Origin of the sequence: Allopontixanthobacter sediminis (assembly GCF_009828115.1) — a bacterium.
GTDB lineage: Bacteria > Pseudomonadota > Alphaproteobacteria > Sphingomonadales > Sphingomonadaceae > Allopontixanthobacter > Allopontixanthobacter sediminis.
On record NZ_WTYL01000003.1, the window covers coordinates 1 to 18,258 of the forward strand.

15 protein-coding genes are annotated in these 18,258 nt (G+C 55.7%); 4 read left to right on the plus strand and 11 right to left on the minus strand.

The window, feature by feature from the left end; all coding sequences use genetic code 11:
* The coding region (locus GRI65_RS15315; RefSeq protein ID WP_232844104.1) for a hypothetical protein at positions 1 to 252 on the plus strand (252 nt) is incomplete at its 5' end.
* Between the two features lie 29 nt (positions 253 to 281).
* On the opposite strand, the gene pal is transcribed toward GRI65_RS15315, so the two are convergent.
* The 4 genes from pal to GRI65_RS10860 form a co-directional block, all read right to left on the minus strand.
* Complete coding sequence (pal, locus tag GRI65_RS10845) at positions 282 to 788, minus strand: peptidoglycan-associated lipoprotein Pal (RefSeq protein ID WP_202391298.1); 507 nt, start codon at positions 786 to 788, stop codon at positions 282 to 284.
* A 241-nt stretch (positions 789 to 1,029) separates the two neighbouring features.
* On the minus strand, positions 1,030 to 1,725 hold the full coding sequence (locus GRI65_RS10850) for a response regulator (RefSeq protein ID WP_160756613.1): 696 nt from the start codon (positions 1,723 to 1,725) through the stop codon (positions 1,030 to 1,032).
* Complete coding sequence (locus tag GRI65_RS10855; protein ID WP_160756614.1) at positions 1,722 to 3,215, minus strand: ATP-binding protein; 1,494 nt, start codon at positions 3,213 to 3,215, stop codon at positions 1,722 to 1,724. Before GRI65_RS10855 ends, GRI65_RS10850 begins: the two co-directional genes overlap by 4 nt.
* A gap of 364 nt (positions 3,216 to 3,579) precedes the next feature.
* Complete coding sequence (locus GRI65_RS10860) at positions 3,580 to 6,825, minus strand: TonB-dependent receptor domain-containing protein (RefSeq protein ID WP_332872640.1); 3,246 nt, start codon at positions 6,823 to 6,825, stop codon at positions 3,580 to 3,582.
* Positions 6,826 to 7,302: 477 nt separating this feature from the next.
* Between GRI65_RS10860 and GRI65_RS10865 the strand changes: the two genes are divergently transcribed.
* Both GRI65_RS10865 and GRI65_RS10870 read left to right on the plus strand, forming a co-directional pair.
* Positions 7,303 to 8,463: an IS30 family transposase gene (locus GRI65_RS10865; protein WP_160756615.1), complete on the plus strand. Its 1,161-nt coding sequence runs from the start codon at positions 7,303 to 7,305 to the stop codon at positions 8,461 to 8,463.
* Positions 8,464 to 8,688: 225 nt separating this feature from the next.
* Positions 8,689 to 8,922: a hypothetical protein gene (locus GRI65_RS10870; protein WP_232844105.1), complete on the plus strand. Its 234-nt coding sequence runs from the start codon at positions 8,689 to 8,691 to the stop codon at positions 8,920 to 8,922.
* 176 nt (positions 8,923 to 9,098) lie between these two features.
* Here GRI65_RS10870 and GRI65_RS10875 read toward each other — a convergent pair whose 3' ends face one another.
* From GRI65_RS10875 to GRI65_RS10885, 3 genes are all read right to left on the minus strand, one after another.
* Positions 9,099 to 9,596 (minus strand): hypothetical protein, encoded by a 498-nt coding sequence (locus tag GRI65_RS10875; RefSeq protein ID WP_160756616.1) that lies wholly within the window; start codon positions 9,594 to 9,596, stop codon positions 9,099 to 9,101.
* A 194-nt stretch (positions 9,597 to 9,790) separates the two neighbouring features.
* On the minus strand, positions 9,791 to 10,345 hold the full coding sequence (locus GRI65_RS10880) for a hypothetical protein (RefSeq protein WP_160756617.1): 555 nt from the start codon (positions 10,343 to 10,345) through the stop codon (positions 9,791 to 9,793).
* A 313-nt stretch (positions 10,346 to 10,658) separates the two neighbouring features.
* The gene (locus GRI65_RS10885) at positions 10,659 to 12,344 is read right to left on the minus strand and encodes a serine hydrolase domain-containing protein (RefSeq protein ID WP_160756618.1); all 1,686 of its coding nucleotides are present in this window, start codon (positions 12,342 to 12,344) and stop codon (positions 10,659 to 10,661) included.
* A 756-nt stretch (positions 12,345 to 13,100) separates the two neighbouring features.
* On the opposite strand from GRI65_RS10885, the gene GRI65_RS10890 reads away from it, so the two are divergent.
* On the plus strand, positions 13,101 to 14,531 hold the full coding sequence (locus tag GRI65_RS10890; protein ID WP_160756619.1) for an outer membrane protein assembly factor BamB family protein: 1,431 nt from the start codon (positions 13,101 to 13,103) through the stop codon (positions 14,529 to 14,531).
* A 478-nt stretch (positions 14,532 to 15,009) separates the two neighbouring features.
* Here GRI65_RS10890 and GRI65_RS10895 read toward each other — a convergent pair whose 3' ends face one another.
* The 4 genes from GRI65_RS10895 to GRI65_RS10910 all read right to left on the minus strand — a co-directional run bounded on the left by GRI65_RS10895 (position 15,010) and on the right by GRI65_RS10910 (position 18,256).
* Positions 15,010 to 16,419: a hypothetical protein gene (locus tag GRI65_RS10895; RefSeq protein ID WP_160756620.1), complete on the minus strand. Its 1,410-nt coding sequence runs from the start codon at positions 16,417 to 16,419 to the stop codon at positions 15,010 to 15,012.
* 253 nt (positions 16,420 to 16,672) lie between these two features.
* A complete protein-coding gene (locus tag GRI65_RS10900) occupies positions 16,673 to 16,930 on the minus strand; it encodes a DUF3253 domain-containing protein (protein ID WP_332872641.1) in 258 nt (85 codons plus the stop codon).
* Positions 16,927 to 17,199 (minus strand): UvrB/UvrC motif-containing protein, encoded by a 273-nt coding sequence (locus tag GRI65_RS10905; RefSeq protein ID WP_160756621.1) that lies wholly within the window; start codon positions 17,197 to 17,199, stop codon positions 16,927 to 16,929. The genes GRI65_RS10900 and GRI65_RS10905 overlap by 4 nt, the downstream gene beginning before the upstream one ends.
* Before the next feature lie 790 nt (positions 17,200 to 17,989).
* On the minus strand, positions 17,990 to 18,256 hold the full coding sequence (locus tag GRI65_RS10910) for a hypothetical protein (RefSeq protein ID WP_160756622.1): 267 nt from the start codon (positions 18,254 to 18,256) through the stop codon (positions 17,990 to 17,992).
* Between the last annotated feature and the right edge of the window lie 2 nt (positions 18,257 to 18,258).

Here is an 18,258-nt window from a genome sequence, read left to right on the forward strand (position 1 = left end):
AACGCGCAAATGCACCTCGGTCAGCAGCTCGTCGCCGCGAAAAGCGCGCTGGTGCATCCGGACCGAGGCGGCGCGCACCAGCTTTTGATCAGCAAATCGTCGATGATCTCATCATTCACAGCCAGCACGACGAATTTTGGCTCGTCCGCTACCAAGCGGAAGCTTAACTCATTGACTACGTGGGCGAGAAACTCAGCAAACGACGCAAGAGCGGACGTCCTATTACTCCAATTAATTGACGGCGCAGCCTGAAAGTGGCGATGCGCTGATGAGATTAGAACTTAATCGATAGTGATTGTAACGGCCCGCCTGTTGAGAGACCAAGCGGATTGGTCAGATCCTATAGCGGCGGGACGCTCCTTGCCAAAGCTCATGGTTGAAATGCGCGAAGCATCTATCCCAAGGCCCACAAGATAGTTTTTCGTCGCGTTAGCGCGGCGTTCGCCCAGCGCTAGATTGTAATCTCGCGTTCCACGCTCGTCAGCATGGCCTTCGATCTTTATGCGCTTCTGCGGATACTTCATCAACCATTGCACTTGTGCGGCCAGGGCTGCTGCATCGGCATTGTCAATATTGAAGCGATCGGTATCGAAGTAGATGGTCTCGCGCCCTCCCATTTCGGCCAAAAACGCCGCTTGGCTGTCGGGCCGATTGTTATACTGTGAAGTTTCGGTCTGGCTATCCTGACTTGTGGGCGGCGGCGGCAGGTTGGCCGGCGGCTTCTTGGAACAGCCCGCGAGCGCAAGGGTTGCCGCGGCGACAATAATGAGCTGGGTAAATTTGGTCATCGGGATCTCCGGATTGCTGAATCATGCTTTGCTTCCTGCGGCCGCAAAGATGTGTCCGGAGTAGTAGTGAGTATCGAGAGTCGTCCGTTACCACGGCTTTTTTACAACAACCCTGTAGTATAAAAAAGCCATGGTAACGGAGCGGTGCGCGCTGCGCTAGTCAACCTTAGACCCAAGGACGCAGTTGGGTCATAAACAGCGATGATGTAGTCGGCAGAACGCCCCCACCGAACTCTGCCGGCTACATTTCTTTGAGTTTGTGGCTTACAGACAATCTGTAGCCTACTCCCGGTTCGGTGAGAATATGCTCTGGCTCCGACGGATCATATTCGAGCTTCTGACGCAGTAGAGCGATGTAGCTCCTGAGGTACTGGCTATCCGCCGCCGGATCGTTCCAGCCGGCAATCAGGAGTTTGCGCTGAGTCACAACCTGGCCAGCGTTTCTGCAAAGAACTTCCAACAGGGAAAACTCCTTGGGAGACAGCTTCACTTCCTGCCCCATCAGCCTAACCTGCCGGGTCGGAAAATCGACATGCAATTGATCGGAAACGAACTTCGATGCCTCGCTCTTTCCGGCCAGTCGCTTCCTTCTTTGTGCGGCACGAAGCCTTGCAAGAAGTTCCTCAATCCCGAACGGCTTGTTTATGTAGTCGTCAGCGCCCTCGTCCAGCGCTCTGACCTTATCTTTTTCAAGATGCCTGGCGGACAGGATGATCACAGTCGGATCGGAGTATTCTTTGAGCTTGCCGATGATATCGATCCCGTCAGCGTCGGGAAGGCCTAGGTCGAGCAGGACCAGATCAATGGGATGCTTTCGCGACATCTCGAGCGCGGACTTGGCACAATCGGCTGTAAACAGCACATAACCTTGACCACCAAGAACCGGCTTGAGGGCTGCGATGATCGCTGGCTCGTCATCTACGATAAGGATATTCATTTCGGGGCGCCAGTAGGCATGGATGCCGCGAGCGGTATTCGAACGATCATCGCGGTTCCCGCTCCGTCTTTGACTGGGCTGACTACTTCCAAACTCCCGCCGAACGCGTCGACAAAGCCCTTCGCGATGTAGAGACCTAGACCGCTTCCGCCCCGCGCCACCTGACTTTCGGAGCGGAAGAACCGCCTGAAAATGTCGGCCTGATCGGCTCGGGTAATTCCGGGTCCGCTATCAGTTACTTCCAGCACGCAGAACCCATCTTCGGCGCGCAAAGAAATGAGCACCTCACTTTGCCCCCCTCCGTGGATTATAGAATTTTCGATGATGTTGAAAATCACTTGCTCAAGCATCACGCCGTTAGCGCACACAAGAGTTTCGCCACTCGCGATCTCCTTGCGGATTGGCTGCTTTGGAAAGCTCTGCCGCACGTGGCTCAAGACCACCCCCAGAATTTCGACTACATCGATCTCTTCAAAGCCGCTTGCCGAGATCCCTGCCTGAATTCGGCCCATATCAAGCAAGTTTGCAGTGTAGCGATTTAGTTTCGTGCATTGCTCGCTTATTGTAGCAAGCATTTGCTCTTTTTGTGCTGGTGAAAGGCTCTTTTCATACGAACGGAGACTGCTTGCTGCCGCGCTGATCGCCGTCAACGGAGTACGCAAATCGTGCGAAACCGAAGAAAGGATGGCGCTTTTCAGTTGTTCGGACTTCTGAAGAGCGCGGGCTTCCGATAGCGCGTCGAGCAGCATGCATCTATCGATTGCCAAAGCGAGCAGGTTAGTTACCGCCTGTAGATCGAGAAGCTTGCCTCCAGCGGACATGGCTTCGGTAAAGATGAACTTTACGAAACCCAAATCTCCGTGCGTCCCCACCATTTCGCAGGTTTTGACACTCAATCGCCCGCCATTGTCGCTTCTCGACTTCAACAAAGCGTTGAGCGCGTTTACAGGCTGGCCAGCCATTTCGATGTCATAAAGCTGGCCCTCCCGGCGCACATGAATTTCGAGATGGGTCACGCCATAGGGGGTCAGTGTTTGCCGTGCAATTTCGAGCACCTCGGCAACTTCAACTGCTTGTTGTAGCCTGTCGCTGATATTCAACAGAGTAGCGTTCTTAGCCTCCGCCAGCGTTGCTGACATAGCGCTGTCCCTCGTGCGTCCAGCAACTGCTGCGGTCACAATCGCGCTTATGTTGAAAGCCAGCAATGGAACGATTTCATCGGCGGTTGATACACCGAAGCCGAAGGCGGGAGCGCTCAGAAAGAAGTTATATATTGAAGATGCGCCAATCGCGGCAACGATCCCCTTTTTTACGCCCGACCTGGCTCCGATCAGTATTACGCCTGTTAGGTAGATCAACACGGATGTGATCGGGCGATCAAGCGACTGTGCGAAGTATGTTCCCGCTGTCGCCAACAGAAAAATAGTAAGATCACCTACCAGACTGGCAAGCGACACTGGTTTTTGTTTGGAGTGGATCGTTTGCTGCATCAACTTACGATAGCAGAGCATGAGCCAATGGGAGCATATGACTTTTTTACACCCGGCCGGACGACTGAAAGGTCGTCTATCGTGTAATCGGTAATATCAATTCCTTCGACTTCGATGCCGAGGCGCTGGAATGCCATGTGGGAAGATCGAATCCTTGAGTATCTGCCAGCGAGCTACCGCCACACAATCGGTATACCTCTCAACTCAGGGCCGTCCGTTAATTCTGCATCATGTACCTTATCAATTGCACTACCCAGACAAGCGACCCTAAATACGGCTAGTCTTATCGGTCTATCAAACCCGTCAATCGGATGAGAAGCTGGCAGGCCTGACCAGCTTCCCATCCAAATATGACAGTTACTCGTTAGAAGCGGGCTCGGAAACCCGCATAAAAGTTCCGGCCGCGGAACGAGTAGATCGCACTTCCTGCTCCGGTTGCAGTCGTTGCGCCCAGGGGCACACCCTTGTTGAGCACATTATCGACACCGGTGTAGAACTTGATGGAATTGCCGTTCGCATCCCGAGCTACGTCAAAGTCCAGACGTAGATCATGATACATAACCGAAGGGTATTTTGTCGTTGGAAACGCATCGATGTCGCTGGGAGGCAAATCGTTGATTTCGAACAACGTGGCATAAGCATTGAAGAACATCGGACCGATGTAACGTAGGCGGTAACCGAAAGTTACCGGTCCCGAACCTATGTCGAAGTCCCACCGGAATTCGTCTTTTGGATCGCCTAGTTGCCCAAGTATCCGGGTTTCGAATTCAGGGTTCGTCGGGTCCTGAAAATTGCTGCTTTCCAGGTTGTGGGTGTAGATAAGGCTGGTGCTGAAATCGACGTCACCGAATTTTGCCTGATAACTCATATTTACGTCCACCCCGCGCCGCTTACGGCTTGCGAAATTTAGCGGTGCGTTAATCAGCGAGTTGCCCAGAATACGCCCTGGGTCCTCACCGAGCGGTCCAGCCCCGGGACCACGGAAGCGGGTAAACTGATCGCAGAAAACGTTGTCCAGCGTAGCTGAATCGTAGCATGAGTTTACAATCCCTTGCGCACCCACACTGGCGATTACGCCTTTTACGTTGATGTCATAATAATCCACCGACAAGCTCAGGCCTGGAACCCAGCGCGGCTGCAGAATAACCCCGTACGTGTAAGAATCAGATGTCTCGACCGTCAGATTCGGGTTCGAACCGCTGACGATTGGCAATGACTGGGTAACATTTGTAAATGTAGCAAGTGTCGCAGCTCCAATGTCGGCAAGACAATTGGCCGCGCGTATGCCAGTGCCAATTACAGCGGGGTTGCATGGATCAATGAAACCATTTGAGAAGTTAGGTACTAGTGGAAAGCCGGTTTCCGAAACGTTTGGAGCACGGACTGCACGGCTGTAATTGGCGCGGAAGCGAACGTCGTCTATCGGGGCGTAGTCGATCCCGGCATTGTAAGCATAGACAGTGCCGACACTTCCTTGATATTTCGATACCCGTCCAGCACCGCTGAGGGTCAGCTCTTCAAAGAAAGGTTGATCGCTCAAGAGCGGGATGCGGACTTCGCCGAATACCTCTTTCACCTCGAATGCATCGGGTGCAAATGTCGGGATGGAGACTGCGTTGGTAAATCCATCGGTGACGAATGGATCCTGCTCATAGAAAGCTTTCTCTCGCCGGTATTCGCCGCCCAAAGCGAAACTGATCGGCCCGCCGGGGAGTTCGAAAAGCTGACTCATATCGCCGGAGACGAAGCCCGACACTACGAGCTGATCGAGAGAAGCTGTTGTTGTAAATGTGCGCGCAAAATAGTCGACCGACGCCGAGTTGTCAGGAGATCCAAAAGGATTGTACGGAACGCAGGCGGCGATATCAGCTGCCAGCCGGGCGGCGTTAGCGGCGGCTGGTGCAGCAAAGCCGACAAGCGGTACCGCTGACGCGGGATCGTACTGGGAACGGCATTGAATTGCGCCAGTCAGAGGATTTCGGCCAGCGTCGAGCGCGAGCGCGAAGCGTTGCCGGTCGATAAAGCCATCACTGGTGGTCGCTTCCTTGAACTTGCCGTAGTTGACTGACAGTTCGTAGTTCCAATCATCGTTGAACGATCCGCGAAGACCGCCAACGACACGATAGGTATCCCGCTGAAACTCCGCGTCGCGAAGCCCCACGTCCGCCAAACTGCGAGAATTTACGAACCGGTAGCTACCATTGTTGACAGCTACGATGTCGGCTGCGGTCAGATTGCCTGCCGCGGGGCAGGTCACTGTTAAACTTGGCCGGCAGCCAGAAGCCAGAATAAGGTTGGCTAGGGTTGTCCGATCGGCAGGATTTAGAAATGGGTTATCTAGCCGAGCGCGCTCTCGGAAATCGGTCGTCCCGCCAGTTCCTTGGTTGAAAGAAGGGCCAGCGTTGTTCCCGATTGCGTTGACCCGGTTCCACTTCGCTTCAAGAAACACTTCTGCTGCCGAAGAGAACTCGAACTGCGAGAGCAAGTTGAAATTGTAGCGTTCTGTGAAAGGAAGGACTGAAACGAGTTCGCCTTCACGGCCTGTTTGCCCGTTGCCACCGATGATCGAACTGTTGATGCCAGTTCCGAAGCGCGCGCCAGTCTGCGCGACAAGTCGGCCCTCGGGAGTGAAGATATACGTACAGTTGAAGGCAGGTCCGGCCGTGTTGGGGCCTCCGTTGTTCGCTGTGGTAGCGTTTCCACAAAGCCCGGCGTTGGGCTGGTTACGCTGGTTGATCGGCACCAGTCCACGAACGTGGATGGTCGAGGTGCTGATCCCTGTGAAGAAATTGCGATCAGGAACACCGTCGCCGCCATTTACTATGCCGGTACCACCATCAGCGTCGACAACCAGGTAGTTGTCGTTGCTGCGGAAGGCAGGGACATCCGAGGCGAACACCCGATCGGTCCGCGCATACTCGCCATGCAGAGTCACATTGCCGCGCCCATCAGCGAAATTCTTGCCGAACATCGCTGACAAGTACTGGTTGCCGCCAAACCCCTCTTCGGTAACGCCGGCCTGGCCGCGAACCTGAATGCCATCAAAGTTCTTGCGCAGTACAAAGTTTACAACACCGGCAATCGCATCAGAGCCATAAACTGCCGAATTGCCTCCGGTAACGATGTCGACTCGCTCAATCAGGTCGTTGGGAATCGAGTTCGTGTCGACGGACACTGCGTTGTTCAGAATATCTGCGGGGACGTGACGGCGACCGTTTACCAAGACTAGCGTTCGCTGTGTGCCTAAGCCTCTCAGGTCGAGGAGGTTGAGGCCGGCTATGCCGATACCCAGGCCAGGGTTTTGTTGAGCAAACGTGCTCCGCAACTGCGGAAGATCGTTTAGAGTGTCGCCAACGTTTGTCTGTCCTTGCTGAAAAAACTGTTCGCCTGCAACTGACGTAATGGGGACTGTGGATTCGAGATTAGGCCGCCTGATGCGCGAACCCGTTACAACAATGGATGTGTCAGTAACGGACGCGGCCCCGTCCTCCTCTACTTCCTCGGAAGAAACCGGTGCGGCCTCGTCCTGAGCATGAGCGGCTATCGGAACGGCAGCGGCAAACAGGCCGATTACCGAAGTACAAGCGTAGAGTTTGCTAATCTTTCTCACAGAATATTGCCCCCGTTGTGGATGGGCACCCATGCCCACCGAGATTTGCCCTCCGGCGTGTGCTGTTACGCGTCAGCCGGAATCGCGATCTTGGGGCTATGTGGTGGTCCGGGGCGATCAGTTAGTATGGGTTTTATATGCGTTGCCAGTTTGAAAGGCGTATGCACGTGTAATCGGGGCGTCCTGATATGGAATTCAGTACGTTGGTTTCGCAAGAAAGCTGCGATGTGTGATGATTTGGTTACACAAATATGAACGAGAATGCCGCGCCGCGTGGAAACCTTCGGCGCGATGGCTGTGAGGATAGTCCGACGAAGCGGCCATTGCCTTGCATCGAATTGATGTCCGCTTTCAGGCGATCTGCGGCGAAGCCTCAATGACCGAAATTGGGGCGCGAAGCTGCCGTCAGCATTCGCTGGGTGGGTTCAACCGGTCGCCGCAACGCTTTAGTCTCTCAACGAGGATGGAGTGTAGGCCATGGGTTATAGCCGCCGGATATTTTTCACTGACCAGCAGAAGTCCCAGATCTGGGATCGTTGGCAGCGCGGAGAGTCGATGAGTTCGATCGGGCGGAGTTTCGATCGGAACTCCTCGTCGATCCATCCGCTGATCGCGCGCGCTGGCGGTTTCCGTCCGGCGGAGCGTAAGCGTTCAAGCTTGGCGGTAACCCTGGCGGAGCGTGAAGATATCTCGCGGGGTCTTGGAATGGGGGCCTCTCTCAGACAGATTGCGTTCGGTCTGAGGCGTGCGCCCTCGACGATCAGTCGGGAAGTCCATCGCAACGGCGGCCGGGAGAAGTACCGTGCCGCACGATCCGAGGGGGCCGCCTGGGACCGTGCCTTGCGGCCCAAGCTGTGCAAACTGGCTTGCCATCGAGACCTGTGCCGGACAGTCTCCACCCTGTTACGTCGACATTGGCCGCCAGAACAGATTGCAGGCTACCTGAAGAAGCAGTTCCCCGGAGATGAGCCCAACCGCGTGTCCCATGAGACCATCTACAAAAGCCTGTTTGTCCAGGCTCGCGGCGTCCTCAAGAAGGAACTGATCGCCTATTTGCGCTCACCGCGCTCGATGCGGCGTCCGCTTCATTCGAGCCTGAAGAGCAGCGGTCTGGGGCACATCAAGGATATGGTTTCCATCCGTGAGCGTCCCGCTTCCGCCCAGGACCGGGCTGTACCGGGGCACTGGGAGGGGGATTTGATCGCCGGCACGAAGAACAGCCACATCGTAACCCTGGTCGAGCGGCAGTCGCGTTATGTCATGATGATGAAAGTGGCCAACCGCGATACCCAAAGCGTTGTTGCCGCCCTGATCAAGCACGCGCACAAGCTGCCCGGCGAACTCTACAAGTCGCTGACATGGGACCGAGGAAAGGAACTGTCCGCTCATCAGCGATTTACCTTGGCGACCGATGTGCAGATCTATTTTTGTGATCCCAGAAGCCCGTGGCAGCGCGGTTCGAACGAAAATACCAATCGCCTGCTGCGCCAATATCTCCCCAAAGGCACCGACCTGTCCGTGCACAGCCAGGCAAAGCTCAACGCGATCGCCAGGGCCCTGAACGAGCGCCCTAGAAAAACGCTGGACTACGATACACCAGCAATGCGATTTAATGCATGTGTTGCGGTGACCGGTTGAACCCACCCTGACAAAGCGGACGTAGAGCAAGCGAATTCGCCTCTCCGAAAGCGGTCGTTGGTTCAGGTTTGGTCGAATACCCACGAAAGACCGCTTTCAGGACTGCAAATACCGGGTTTGGATGACGGAAATGTCGTCGAAAGTGGTCAATGTAGAACTATGGATCTGAAATGACCCTTCCGCCGAGAATTCTACTCCATTCTCCTGTCTCCGATCGAGCGGCGCTTGTTGAATTTTTTAGAGCAATGTCTGCGCGATGAAGTCCGTTTGATAGCGATCACTGGAAAAGGAGCCAGTGCGTTGGAGTTTGAAATAGACCTCCTTGTCATCGGTGATGGCAATGATGATAGTCGGTTTCTTGTTACTTCCGAGCATGAGGACGAGACTTTTGATGAAGCGCTGGAGTTTGCCTCTGGCTGGTTTTGCGAGCGCGATGGGCTGCTGGAAGTCCGGCTATGATCGCCAAGATTGGCTAAATGACCGCAAGCGCTGACAAAGCAGGGGGTTAGGGGCTGATATCTAGTTACCGAAACCGGCCGTACGTTCATGAAGGAACATTGGGCAATAAAAGGCGGCTATTAGGGGGTGTCCAAGACATGTCCAAACGCCGCAATGTTGTGGTATGTTGCCTCTCCTTACTTCGGGGCCGGCATCTGCGTCACTGGTGGTCTAAAGTTTAATGCGGTTCCCAACATAGCGTCGGTGATTACGAAATGGACTGGCATGCCCGGCTCAGCACTTTCGATGACTTCGGCCTTGAAGCCTTTGGATCGGAGAAATCTTGCGGCGTTTTGTGCGCTGATCAGCGGTTCGTTCGAGACGAGCCCAATTGCCGAACTCGCATTGCCGACTTTCTGTGTAAATGCGGTCGGAGAATAATTCACGATTGTGCCGTCCCACATAATCGACCGCAAGATACCGCTGGAATTCACTTCAAACCGTTCTTCGACTCCGTGCTTGGAAATCAGTTCAACGATTGCAGCCTTAGCCTCAGGCGACGATGCTGCAAAAATCCGCGAACCGGGGTCCGGCCACGGTAAAGGGTTCTTACCGACCGATAGGGCAATGGCCCAAGTCGCGAGGAGCACTATTCCAAAAAAGTTCAGGCCAACGGCCCATTTCGGCACATGCATTACCGCGATGCTCCTCCGCCCTACGTTCACCAGCAGCTGGTCGTGGTTATGTTAGTTACATGCTCTCTCTCGCGAAAGCGAACGTCTGCAATCTTGCCGTTTGCGTCAAGGCCGCTTTCGGCAGGAGACAATAGGAGCCTATTGTGCTGCGAAGATCTGCCATTGGGGTGTCCGTAACCGTCTTTTCTATTTGATTATTCAGCCTGCTTTTTAAAGCTACCCCATCGGATGAGCGTCGGCGGACCGCTTCCGTCGGTCAGGGTCGCGGCCGCAATTCTTGTGTAGACCCCGCCATCCATGCGGTACGTTTCCTCGACTTCGTATACCTTACCGTCCGCGAAGGGGGTTACGTAGGACACGGCGATGAACCAGTTGCCGTTTTCGTCGACGGGAAAGAACGTCGTTATCTCCCGCCGTTGCTCGCCAGGCCGCTCGGCAGAACTATAGATCAGCGCTCCGGGTTCAAGACGAACATTGAAAATCTGGCCTTCGTTGGTGACCGTCGCGGTATAGGTCTCGCGGTCCATGCGGCTTTCGAACGTGCCGGTGCTGACCGTCGTGGTCATCGCGTCCGTCGCTTTGCGCGAAGTCTCATTGCCCGACCATATCCCATCGAGCATTGCCATTCCCTCGGCCAGCAATTCCCTGGAAGCAGTTCGAGTCACCGATTGTGCCGCTGGCGGACTGACCTGCGCGGCAGCATCAAGCGAACAGCAAGCGAAGATGCCTGCAATAAGGTAGCTTTTCATAGACATGACTGTTCCTCAAAGAGCCCGCCTGCCTTAATTACCACAAACTCACGCAAATGACGATGTGACCAGTTTTCTCGGTACGATTTCTAGATTTTTATCTTTAGGGACCGAATGGTTCGAGGACCCGTCAGCATGGATCGAATAGCATGCACTGGTCGACTTCTGGGTGATTGTCAGTGAGGCCCGAGCGTCTAAGAGCGGGTCATCTGCTGGATAGCCGCTATCGAACTGAGACCGCGGGAATCGACTTTACCATTTTCGCGCTGTTGAGGGTGCCCGGCCCAAAGGTGCAAAGACTTTTACGCTACGGTCAATCCTCTGCGCCAATCCGCTCGCCCGCTATAGACTGACCGGCCTGCTCAATTACCAAGCCGGTCACCGCGCCGCCTTCGACGGTGAACTTCACCCTGGCGTCGACCACAGTGACTTTGAATTCGGTTGCGCTCAACGCGGCGAGCGGAATAATTGGCTGCGAACCCAACTTAGCCATCAACACATTCTCATCGGTTACGCTGATGATCATCGGGCCCACTGGTGTGGTATACTCCCCTACATAACTTTCAAGCACGGTGCGCGGCACAGTAACCGTCTCTAGTTTGGGCATCGGCCCGGCGTAGATTGCGGGTTCCGGCATTTCCGCACCGTTGGGGTGCATCTGCATCACCGGCACGCCATTAACATTCGGAATGATTTCAAACCAGGTCAGGCTGTCGGGACCATAGAAAAACCGGCCTTCTCCCGCCGCGAAGACTTCCATGTCTGAGCCACCGCTGCGTGCGGTAAACAGCTTGCCGTCACGCGCGAAGAACTTGCGGCTGTCTGTTTCATTGATCTGGTAGACGCCGAACAATTGCTCCAGCGCAGCCATATCGGGTGTGACCGGAGTGAACTCAGGATAAGCCTCGTCCACCGCGATCGCAGCTATCTTCCGCATCAGTGTTCCGGCGCTCACCGGGCCCGAATCCGTATTGAAAAACACAGCCACGAAAATCTTGTCGTCAGGCAAATAGGCGCTGTCGGTCGAAAACCCGAAGATCCCGCCGCTATGGCCAATGGCCTTGTGGCCACGAATATCGGATGGGCCGATACCGAAGCCGTAATCCTCCGTCTTGCCGCCAGGCAGCCGGGTCGGGGCAATCATAGCTGCGTAAGAAGGCTGGCTAATTACCTTGCCGCCTTGTAGCGCCTCGGCCCATTTGGCCATGTCGAGCACCGTGCCGCGCAATGCGCCAGCAGCGGTGGGCACACTCATGTCAATCTTGCGCGCCAATTCCGGCCGATTATCTTCGCCGCTGGTGTAACCCTTCGCCATGCGCGGCACCGTCGCTTCGTCACCGAACCCTGCGATGGAAGTCAGGCCTAGCGGCTTGGAAATATGTTCGACGATCGCTTGGTCCCAGTTCTTGCCGGTCACCTTTTCGATGATGGCGCCGACCAGCACGTAACCGCTGTTGTTGTACGACCATGCTTCGCCCGGCTGAAAATCAGCCGGCTGATCTTTGAACTCCGCGATCAATTCGTCGCTTGTGTATCTGCGGGCCGTGTTGGCTTCACTCATCCAGCCCAGCATGCTGGTGTAAGATTTGATGCCCGAGGTGTGATTGAGTAATTGACGAACGGTCGCGCTGGCCCCCGGTTCGGGATAATCGGGGAAGAACTTCGACAGCGGATCGTCGAGCGACAGCTTACCCTCTTCCACCAGTTGTAACATCGTGGCGGCGGCGAATTGCTTGCTGATCGATGCGAGGCGAAACACAGTGTCCGGGGTGATTGGCGTACCTGCCTCCAGATCGGCTATGCCGCGAGCGCCCTTATAGATAATCTTGCCACCTTCGGTGACGACAACGGCTGCACCTGGCCCGTCGGCTGAGATGGATCTGTCCAGAAGCGCAGCAATATCTGCCCCCAGATTTTCCGGCGCGGCATAGGCAGCGGCAGGTAACAGGTTGGCGCTTGCGATCGCGGCAAGTACGGTCACTGATTTACGATACAGCATAAAAACCCCAATTAAGTGCATTAGCTTACTAACACAGTCAGAACGGCGCGCAAGCCGGAGTTGGATGAACTGCCTATATTAACGAAGTGAGCGGCGAGTTTCGGCAAACGAATTAAGTTTAAAGATTGTCTGCAGTTGGGTTGTGCCCAAAGCGGCAAGCTTCACGCACAGAGGCCGCATAGCTACCCATCGGCTCGACCAAAGGCAGCGTGACGGCATCCGCTGACAAAGCTGCCCTTCCCAAGCTTGTTCTTCTCACCTGAAACCGGCCGTACGTTCAGGTTGGGTTGTGCGGCAATAACCAGCCGCTTTTGCGACTGCGAAATTGGGTGCAATATGGCGGAAATGTTGTGGAAAGCTTGCACGAAAGCCAATGGTAGTGACGTACCGAATTCTGTGCCGCGCTACGTACAAACAATGTTTGCCAAACAAGACTTCCAAACGATAGCGCCGGGTCCGACCAGCGACCCAGCGGCTTACATTGCGATTTGGAAGAGCTTCGTGAAAATACGAAGCGGTTGCCATTGCTAACTCAGAACTCGTTCGATAAGCATACGACTTTACAGGGAAAAGTGGCCGCAAAGCCATTCGTCTAGGGGCCGCAGTATGAAGACTAGACGTTTGGGGGTCGTGGCAATAGCCGCGATAGTCGCATCCTGCGGAGGTGGTGACGGAAGCTCCGGGGGGATTGTTGGTGGAGGTACGCCAGTCACGCCAACCCTTGCTGTAACACTATCCAGTCCGTCTACGAATCTGGTGGTGGATGAAGGCGGCACCGCAAGCTTTGGGTTCGAAGCCAACTATTCCGGAAGCTCTAGTCTCCCCATCGTCGCAGTCGCATCGGTGAGCGGCGATCGGGTTACTCTGGATGGCGGCCCGGTTGGGACTGGGAACAAGTTCACCGTGAATTTAAAGACCGCCCCTTTTGGACTAGGCGGGTTGTCCTCATCCATTGTAACTTTCAAGCTGTGTACCAACGCCGATTGTTCGGTCATCTATCCTGGGTCAACACAGCAATTTGCAGTTAGTCTAGATGTGCGTGTCAAAGACTGGGCAAACTTTCAGCGCAACAATGCGCATACTGGCTATGTAGCGGTGAGATTCGATCCGGCCAAGTTTGTTAAGGCTTGGGAATACACAGATGAATTCCCCGCAGGTCGAATCCGACCACCGGCGGCGTCCCGCGGGTTAGTTCTCGCGACCGTCGGTCGTGATGGGGGGATCGCCTATGCCGGCACCATGCGCGTAAAGGCGCTCGACGCTGCGACTGGCGCAGTGCGGTGGACCTATGATCTAGGCGAGCAAGCCCACGCGAGCGGTCCATCTCTTGCTAACGGCATGGTGCACGTGACCTCAATGGTTTCCCCTAGCAATGCCAACCCACAATGGGTCCTCGATCTTGCAACCGGCGGCTTTAGAAACCAGATGGCGTTCGCATCGCAATGGAGCGAATTCAACCAACCGGCTGCCGAAGGCAGCAATGCCTATGTCGCTGCCGGTTTCTACGGCAGTGTTCTTTACGCTTATGACACTGTTGCAGGCACGAAAGTGTGGGAAACGACCCGTACCGGGGGTTCCATCTGGGACGGCCAGTCACTCGCATTAGACGCGACATACCTTTATTACTACTCGGGTTCCGCGCTCGATCAGGTCAACCGCTCGACCGGAAATATCGTTAGGAGCATTGCGATCCCCGATTATGAGACAGGAACTCGTGATTATGAGGCGGCACCGGTGCTCGACGGAAATGCTAATGTATTTCTATTCTCCGGCGACAAAAGAAACGACGGACGCAATAAAATTATTGGTCTGTCTCTGAATAGCGGATCGGCAATCTGGCAAACTGCGGCAGAATACACCACCGCGTTTGCTCTCAAGGATGGCATAATTTATGCCGCACGCCAGGATGCCCATGTGATTTCGGCAATAGACGCTGCCAACGGGGCAGTCGTTTGGTCGACTGCACTTCCTGGCAGTGATCCAATCGTCGGCAACGTGATCGCTACTGAGAATCTCTTATTCGTTTCGTCTGGCACGCAAACTTGGGCAATTGATCTTAAGCAATCAAGCCATCCAGTCGTCTGGACCGCACCCACTGGTGGCAGATTGGCAATTACGCCGGACAACTACCTACTCACTACTGGAATGAGAGATGCAAGCCGGCTGACCGCATATAGGCTTTTTTAGGGTGACGTGGGCGGTACCATTGCTAGGGCAGCCCTCGGGCACAACGACATCTGGGAAATAGCACTTAACTACGTGCCGCTGCGAAAAGAGCTATGAACACCATGTGGCATTGTGGACGCCTGAATAGAGAACGCAGGGTCGTGGGCAATACGGACCGGCCGATTCCTGGCAAACGCGGCGATGAGCTGTCTATCAGGAGAACAGAATGCAATCTGACCGCTTCCGCCGACATAGCGGACGTTTACCTACACAAATCGTCCTCCCGAAACCCGCCGTAAGTTCATGCAAAAGCATCGGGCAACGGGCGGCGGCAATTAGGGGTGTCCGGGACACGCTCAGCGGCAAGAAGATGGTGGCAAGCGGAGATGCTACCGGCGGTCGGTTCAATGCCGGTCGGCAATTTCCGGCCCTAAGACAGACAGCTGTCTGACTCGAGCCCTAGCGCTCCAAATCCGCGTGCGGGAGCACGAACTCCAGCTTAGCCCGCCAAATAAAGCTCGCCGTCGCCGTCGAGCACAAAGAGACGACCGGCAGTATCGCGTACGATCGCGGCAGGGCGTTCGATCGCTCCGTCAGCGGGGACGAAATCGGCGGTTCGGTTCTCCATCTCGGTCGGCGCATGCAATATGCCGTCACTAAGGAACCCGGCTCGGAAAGCGAAAATCTTGCCGCTTCGGTCCGTGACCAGGATCTTGTCATCAAGACTGGCGATCGCGCCGGTATAGTGGAGCCCTCCGGTCATTCCCTGGCCTTGAAAGAACCCATCACCATATGTGTATGTGATGGACGGACCGATTACAGGCGCCGGCGGGTTGGCGACCCGTGCAAAGGTACCTTCGCGATAGGGCCAGCCGAAATCGAGCGGACGCGAATCTTGGAAGAAATAATCGACTTCCTCTTGCTGGTCCGTACCGCTGTCGAGCACAAAACTACGCGAGGCATAGCCACCCCCCCCGGCCGGTGAGTGAATCCCGTCTCCAAACCGTTCTGAATATAGACAATAGGAAAGCGTCGAGGCACCGCAGTAGGGATCGACCTGGATCCGGTAGAGCTTGCCGTAACCCGATGAAGTGTCCTGCGCCAGACCGCCCGAAGGGTCGCCCACCGCGCCAAACATAAAGCCGTCGCCGCCGATGAAGAGGGTGCCGCGCGCTGCCTGGGTTGAGGGTGCAGCGAGGACGTCGGTAATGGCATACTGCAAAGGGGAATCTTGGAGTACAATGGTCCGCACGATGACGCCGGTTCCCGTGATGTCGAGCATGGCCACGCCATATCCATTGAAGTGAGCAACCGCGAGCACACGCCCGCTCTCCCCAGACTTGAAGACGTTGCCCATCAAATTTCCGGAGCCGCTCCCGCCAAAAAATTCGCGAACCGTGCCATCCTGGGAGACTACAATCAGCCCGTCAGCCCCTCGTGTACGCGCGGCCATGACCGCATCGGTCCCAAGGCCGCTAGTCACTCGGGTTAAATTGACTCCCTCCTGGTCGTTGGTGACCCGCACCGGCAAGGTCAGGCTGGTCGATCCTCCCTTACCGTCAGTGGCGGTCAGTGTGACTTCGTAGATGTTATCGAGATTCGCATCGGTGGGCTGATCGTAGTTGGGCGCCTTAACGAAGCCGAGCACACCTCCGACAAACGAGAATGCGGCAGAATCGCTTCCGCCGGTCATCGAAATCGTGACCGAATCTCCGTCGGCATCTGTGACTGCAGCGGTATAGAACGGCACGCTAGAGTTCTCGGCCACTGAAGCGGTAGATTGCGAGGTGAAGGATGGGGCTTTGTTAATCTGAGCAGGAGCTTCGCTACCACCGCCGCCGCCACAGCCGGGCATCACACAAAGCACCAGAAGGGAGGCGACCAGCCTCCGCGAAGTAACACGAGCCATATGATTTCCGCCCCCTAAGAAAGACAGTGCGTGGCATCGCCGGATGCGCTTTGCAAGAGCTAAAGGCGGAAAAAGCAGATAATTCTCATTGCCTTACAAGACGTCTCGAAATTGCAGAAGGTGGACTATATGTCGCCAGCGGTGTGCTCGGCGTTCCACTTGTAAGTGAGCAGTGTGACGTGCTGGGTGTCGCGAAAGCGCCACCGGTCTGTAACGCGCCGGAAGCTTGGTCATTCAGCCATTCTCGTTTATTCTATCCGCTGTCGTTCGCGCGGCCGATCCGATAGGGTCCGGTACGCGCTGACAGCGCCTTACCTTTCCAGCTGAGTTTAATAGATTCGCGATCCAACAAATGATCCACCGCAGCAAGAACAAGCGGCATCACTTTACGCCAATTTGCGTCATCGTCCGAAGCGATCCTGCGTGCGACTTCGCTAGGGCATATCGTTGCTCCCGGCTCCCGTTCGGTAAGTAGGTTCAGCACTGCGGCGTTTGCGACTTCGATCCTCACTTACGTTTCCGACGGGACGTCATTAGATCAGGCTTTGGTGGCGGCTTCCATTCAGGCGGAGGAACCGGCCGCTGCCGGCTTGTGCCGAGCCCCATGGCGCCCGACCGCTGTCGATCCAAACCCGACGTGTCGGCCTGCGCGGCCTCTGCAGCATTTGCGCCGCCTCGGATAAGATTGATGCGGTCACGAATTCGTCGTGCTTCTTCGAAATCGAGAGCGCGCGCCGCCGCTTCCATAGCGCGTTGGAGATCCTCAACGGTTTTGTTCATCACGACTCAACGAACCGATGTGACTTTCGGCGCCAAGCGCTGACAAAGCAGACGTGGCGCTGGCGCAATCTTCCTTCCGAAACCCGCCGTTCATTCATTCCATGAAATACGGTTTCGATTGGCAATGCATGGGCCGATACCCGACCGTCCACTATTGGCTCGGAAACCCGGTGAAACTGTCCTTCAGAAAACAACGCGGTAGCGCCCGTTGAAACGGGCCCCGCGTTTCGCTCGTCGACGCTCAAAGCCCGCCGATAGCACATTGTCGATGGGCGCAATGACCAAGGTTTGCGAGAGTCTGGGCTGTCTCTCCTTTTAGGAGCGCGGAATGAAACGCGGACGAACTGAACCGCGTAGGAGCCCGTTAGCTTTACGGCCCCCGATGAAGCCCACGGGACATCGTTATCTTATGCAACGCAGATATCGAGAGCCCGGCGAGGTACAAGTCTCGGTAGCCAAAACTATTTAGTATTAGATGACCGAGATGATTGCGATTTGAATTGTGATCATCTCATCTTTGGAGTTTCCTCCCTGAATCTAGCAGGGGGTAACGGCCATGGATGATCCGATTCTTAAAACTAAGGGCACGATGCAGACTGATCGCAGGGCCTTTCTCGCTGGTTGCGGGAAATACTCGATTACAGTTCCGCCTGCTATGACCATACTTTTATCGACGTCTCTGTCCTCCCCCGCAATCGCCCGGTCCGGAGGGGGCGATGGGGGCGGCAACGGCGGCGGCGATGGCAATACCGGAGGCGGCGAGACTGGAGGTGGGGGCGGCACTGGTGGCTCAGATGGAGGCGATGGCGGCCACGATAACGGCGGAGGCGGCGGGGGCGATGGCGGCGGTCGTAACGAAGGTCGCGGTGAAGGTGGCGTCCGTAGCGAAGGTCGCGGTGACGGTGACGGTGGCGTCCGTGGCGACGGTCGCGGTGACGGTGGCGTCCGTGGCGACGGTCGCGGTGAAGGTCGTGCCCGCGATCGGCGAGAGGTGAAGCAGTAGGCGCGATCTTTGCAGTTCAATCCCAGAACGCTCCATAAGGTGAGGTCTAGCCATCA

Coding starts and splice junctions, on each gene's coding strand:
- pal (WP_202391298.1), bottom strand. CDS start 788: ATGACCAAATTTACCCAGCTCATTATTGTCGCCGCGGCAACCCTTGCG.
- GRI65_RS10850 (WP_160756613.1), bottom strand. CDS start 1,725: ATGAATATCCTTATCGTAGATGACGAGCCAGCGATCATCGCAGCCCTC.
- GRI65_RS10855 (WP_160756614.1), bottom strand. CDS start 3,215: ATGCAGCAAACGATCCACTCCAAACAAAAACCAGTGTCGCTTGCCAGT.
- GRI65_RS10865 (WP_160756615.1), top strand. CDS start 7,303: ATGGGTTATAGCCGCCGGATATTTTTCACTGACCAGCAGAAGTCCCAG.
- GRI65_RS10875 (WP_160756616.1), bottom strand. CDS start 9,596: ATGCATGTGCCGAAATGGGCCGTTGGCCTGAACTTTTTTGGAATAGTG.
- GRI65_RS10880 (WP_160756617.1), bottom strand. CDS start 10,345: ATGAAAAGCTACCTTATTGCAGGCATCTTCGCTTGCTGTTCGCTTGAT.
- GRI65_RS10885 (WP_160756618.1), bottom strand. CDS start 12,344: ATGCTGTATCGTAAATCAGTGACCGTACTTGCCGCGATCGCAAGCGCC.
- GRI65_RS10895 (WP_160756620.1), bottom strand. CDS start 16,419: ATGGCTCGTGTTACTTCGCGGAGGCTGGTCGCCTCCCTTCTGGTGCTT.
- GRI65_RS10905 (WP_160756621.1), bottom strand. CDS start 17,199: ATGAACAAAACCGTTGAGGATCTCCAACGCGCTATGGAAGCGGCGGCG.
- GRI65_RS10910 (WP_160756622.1), bottom strand. CDS start 18,256: ATGGCTAGACCTCACCTTATGGAGCGTTCTGGGATTGAACTGCAAAGA.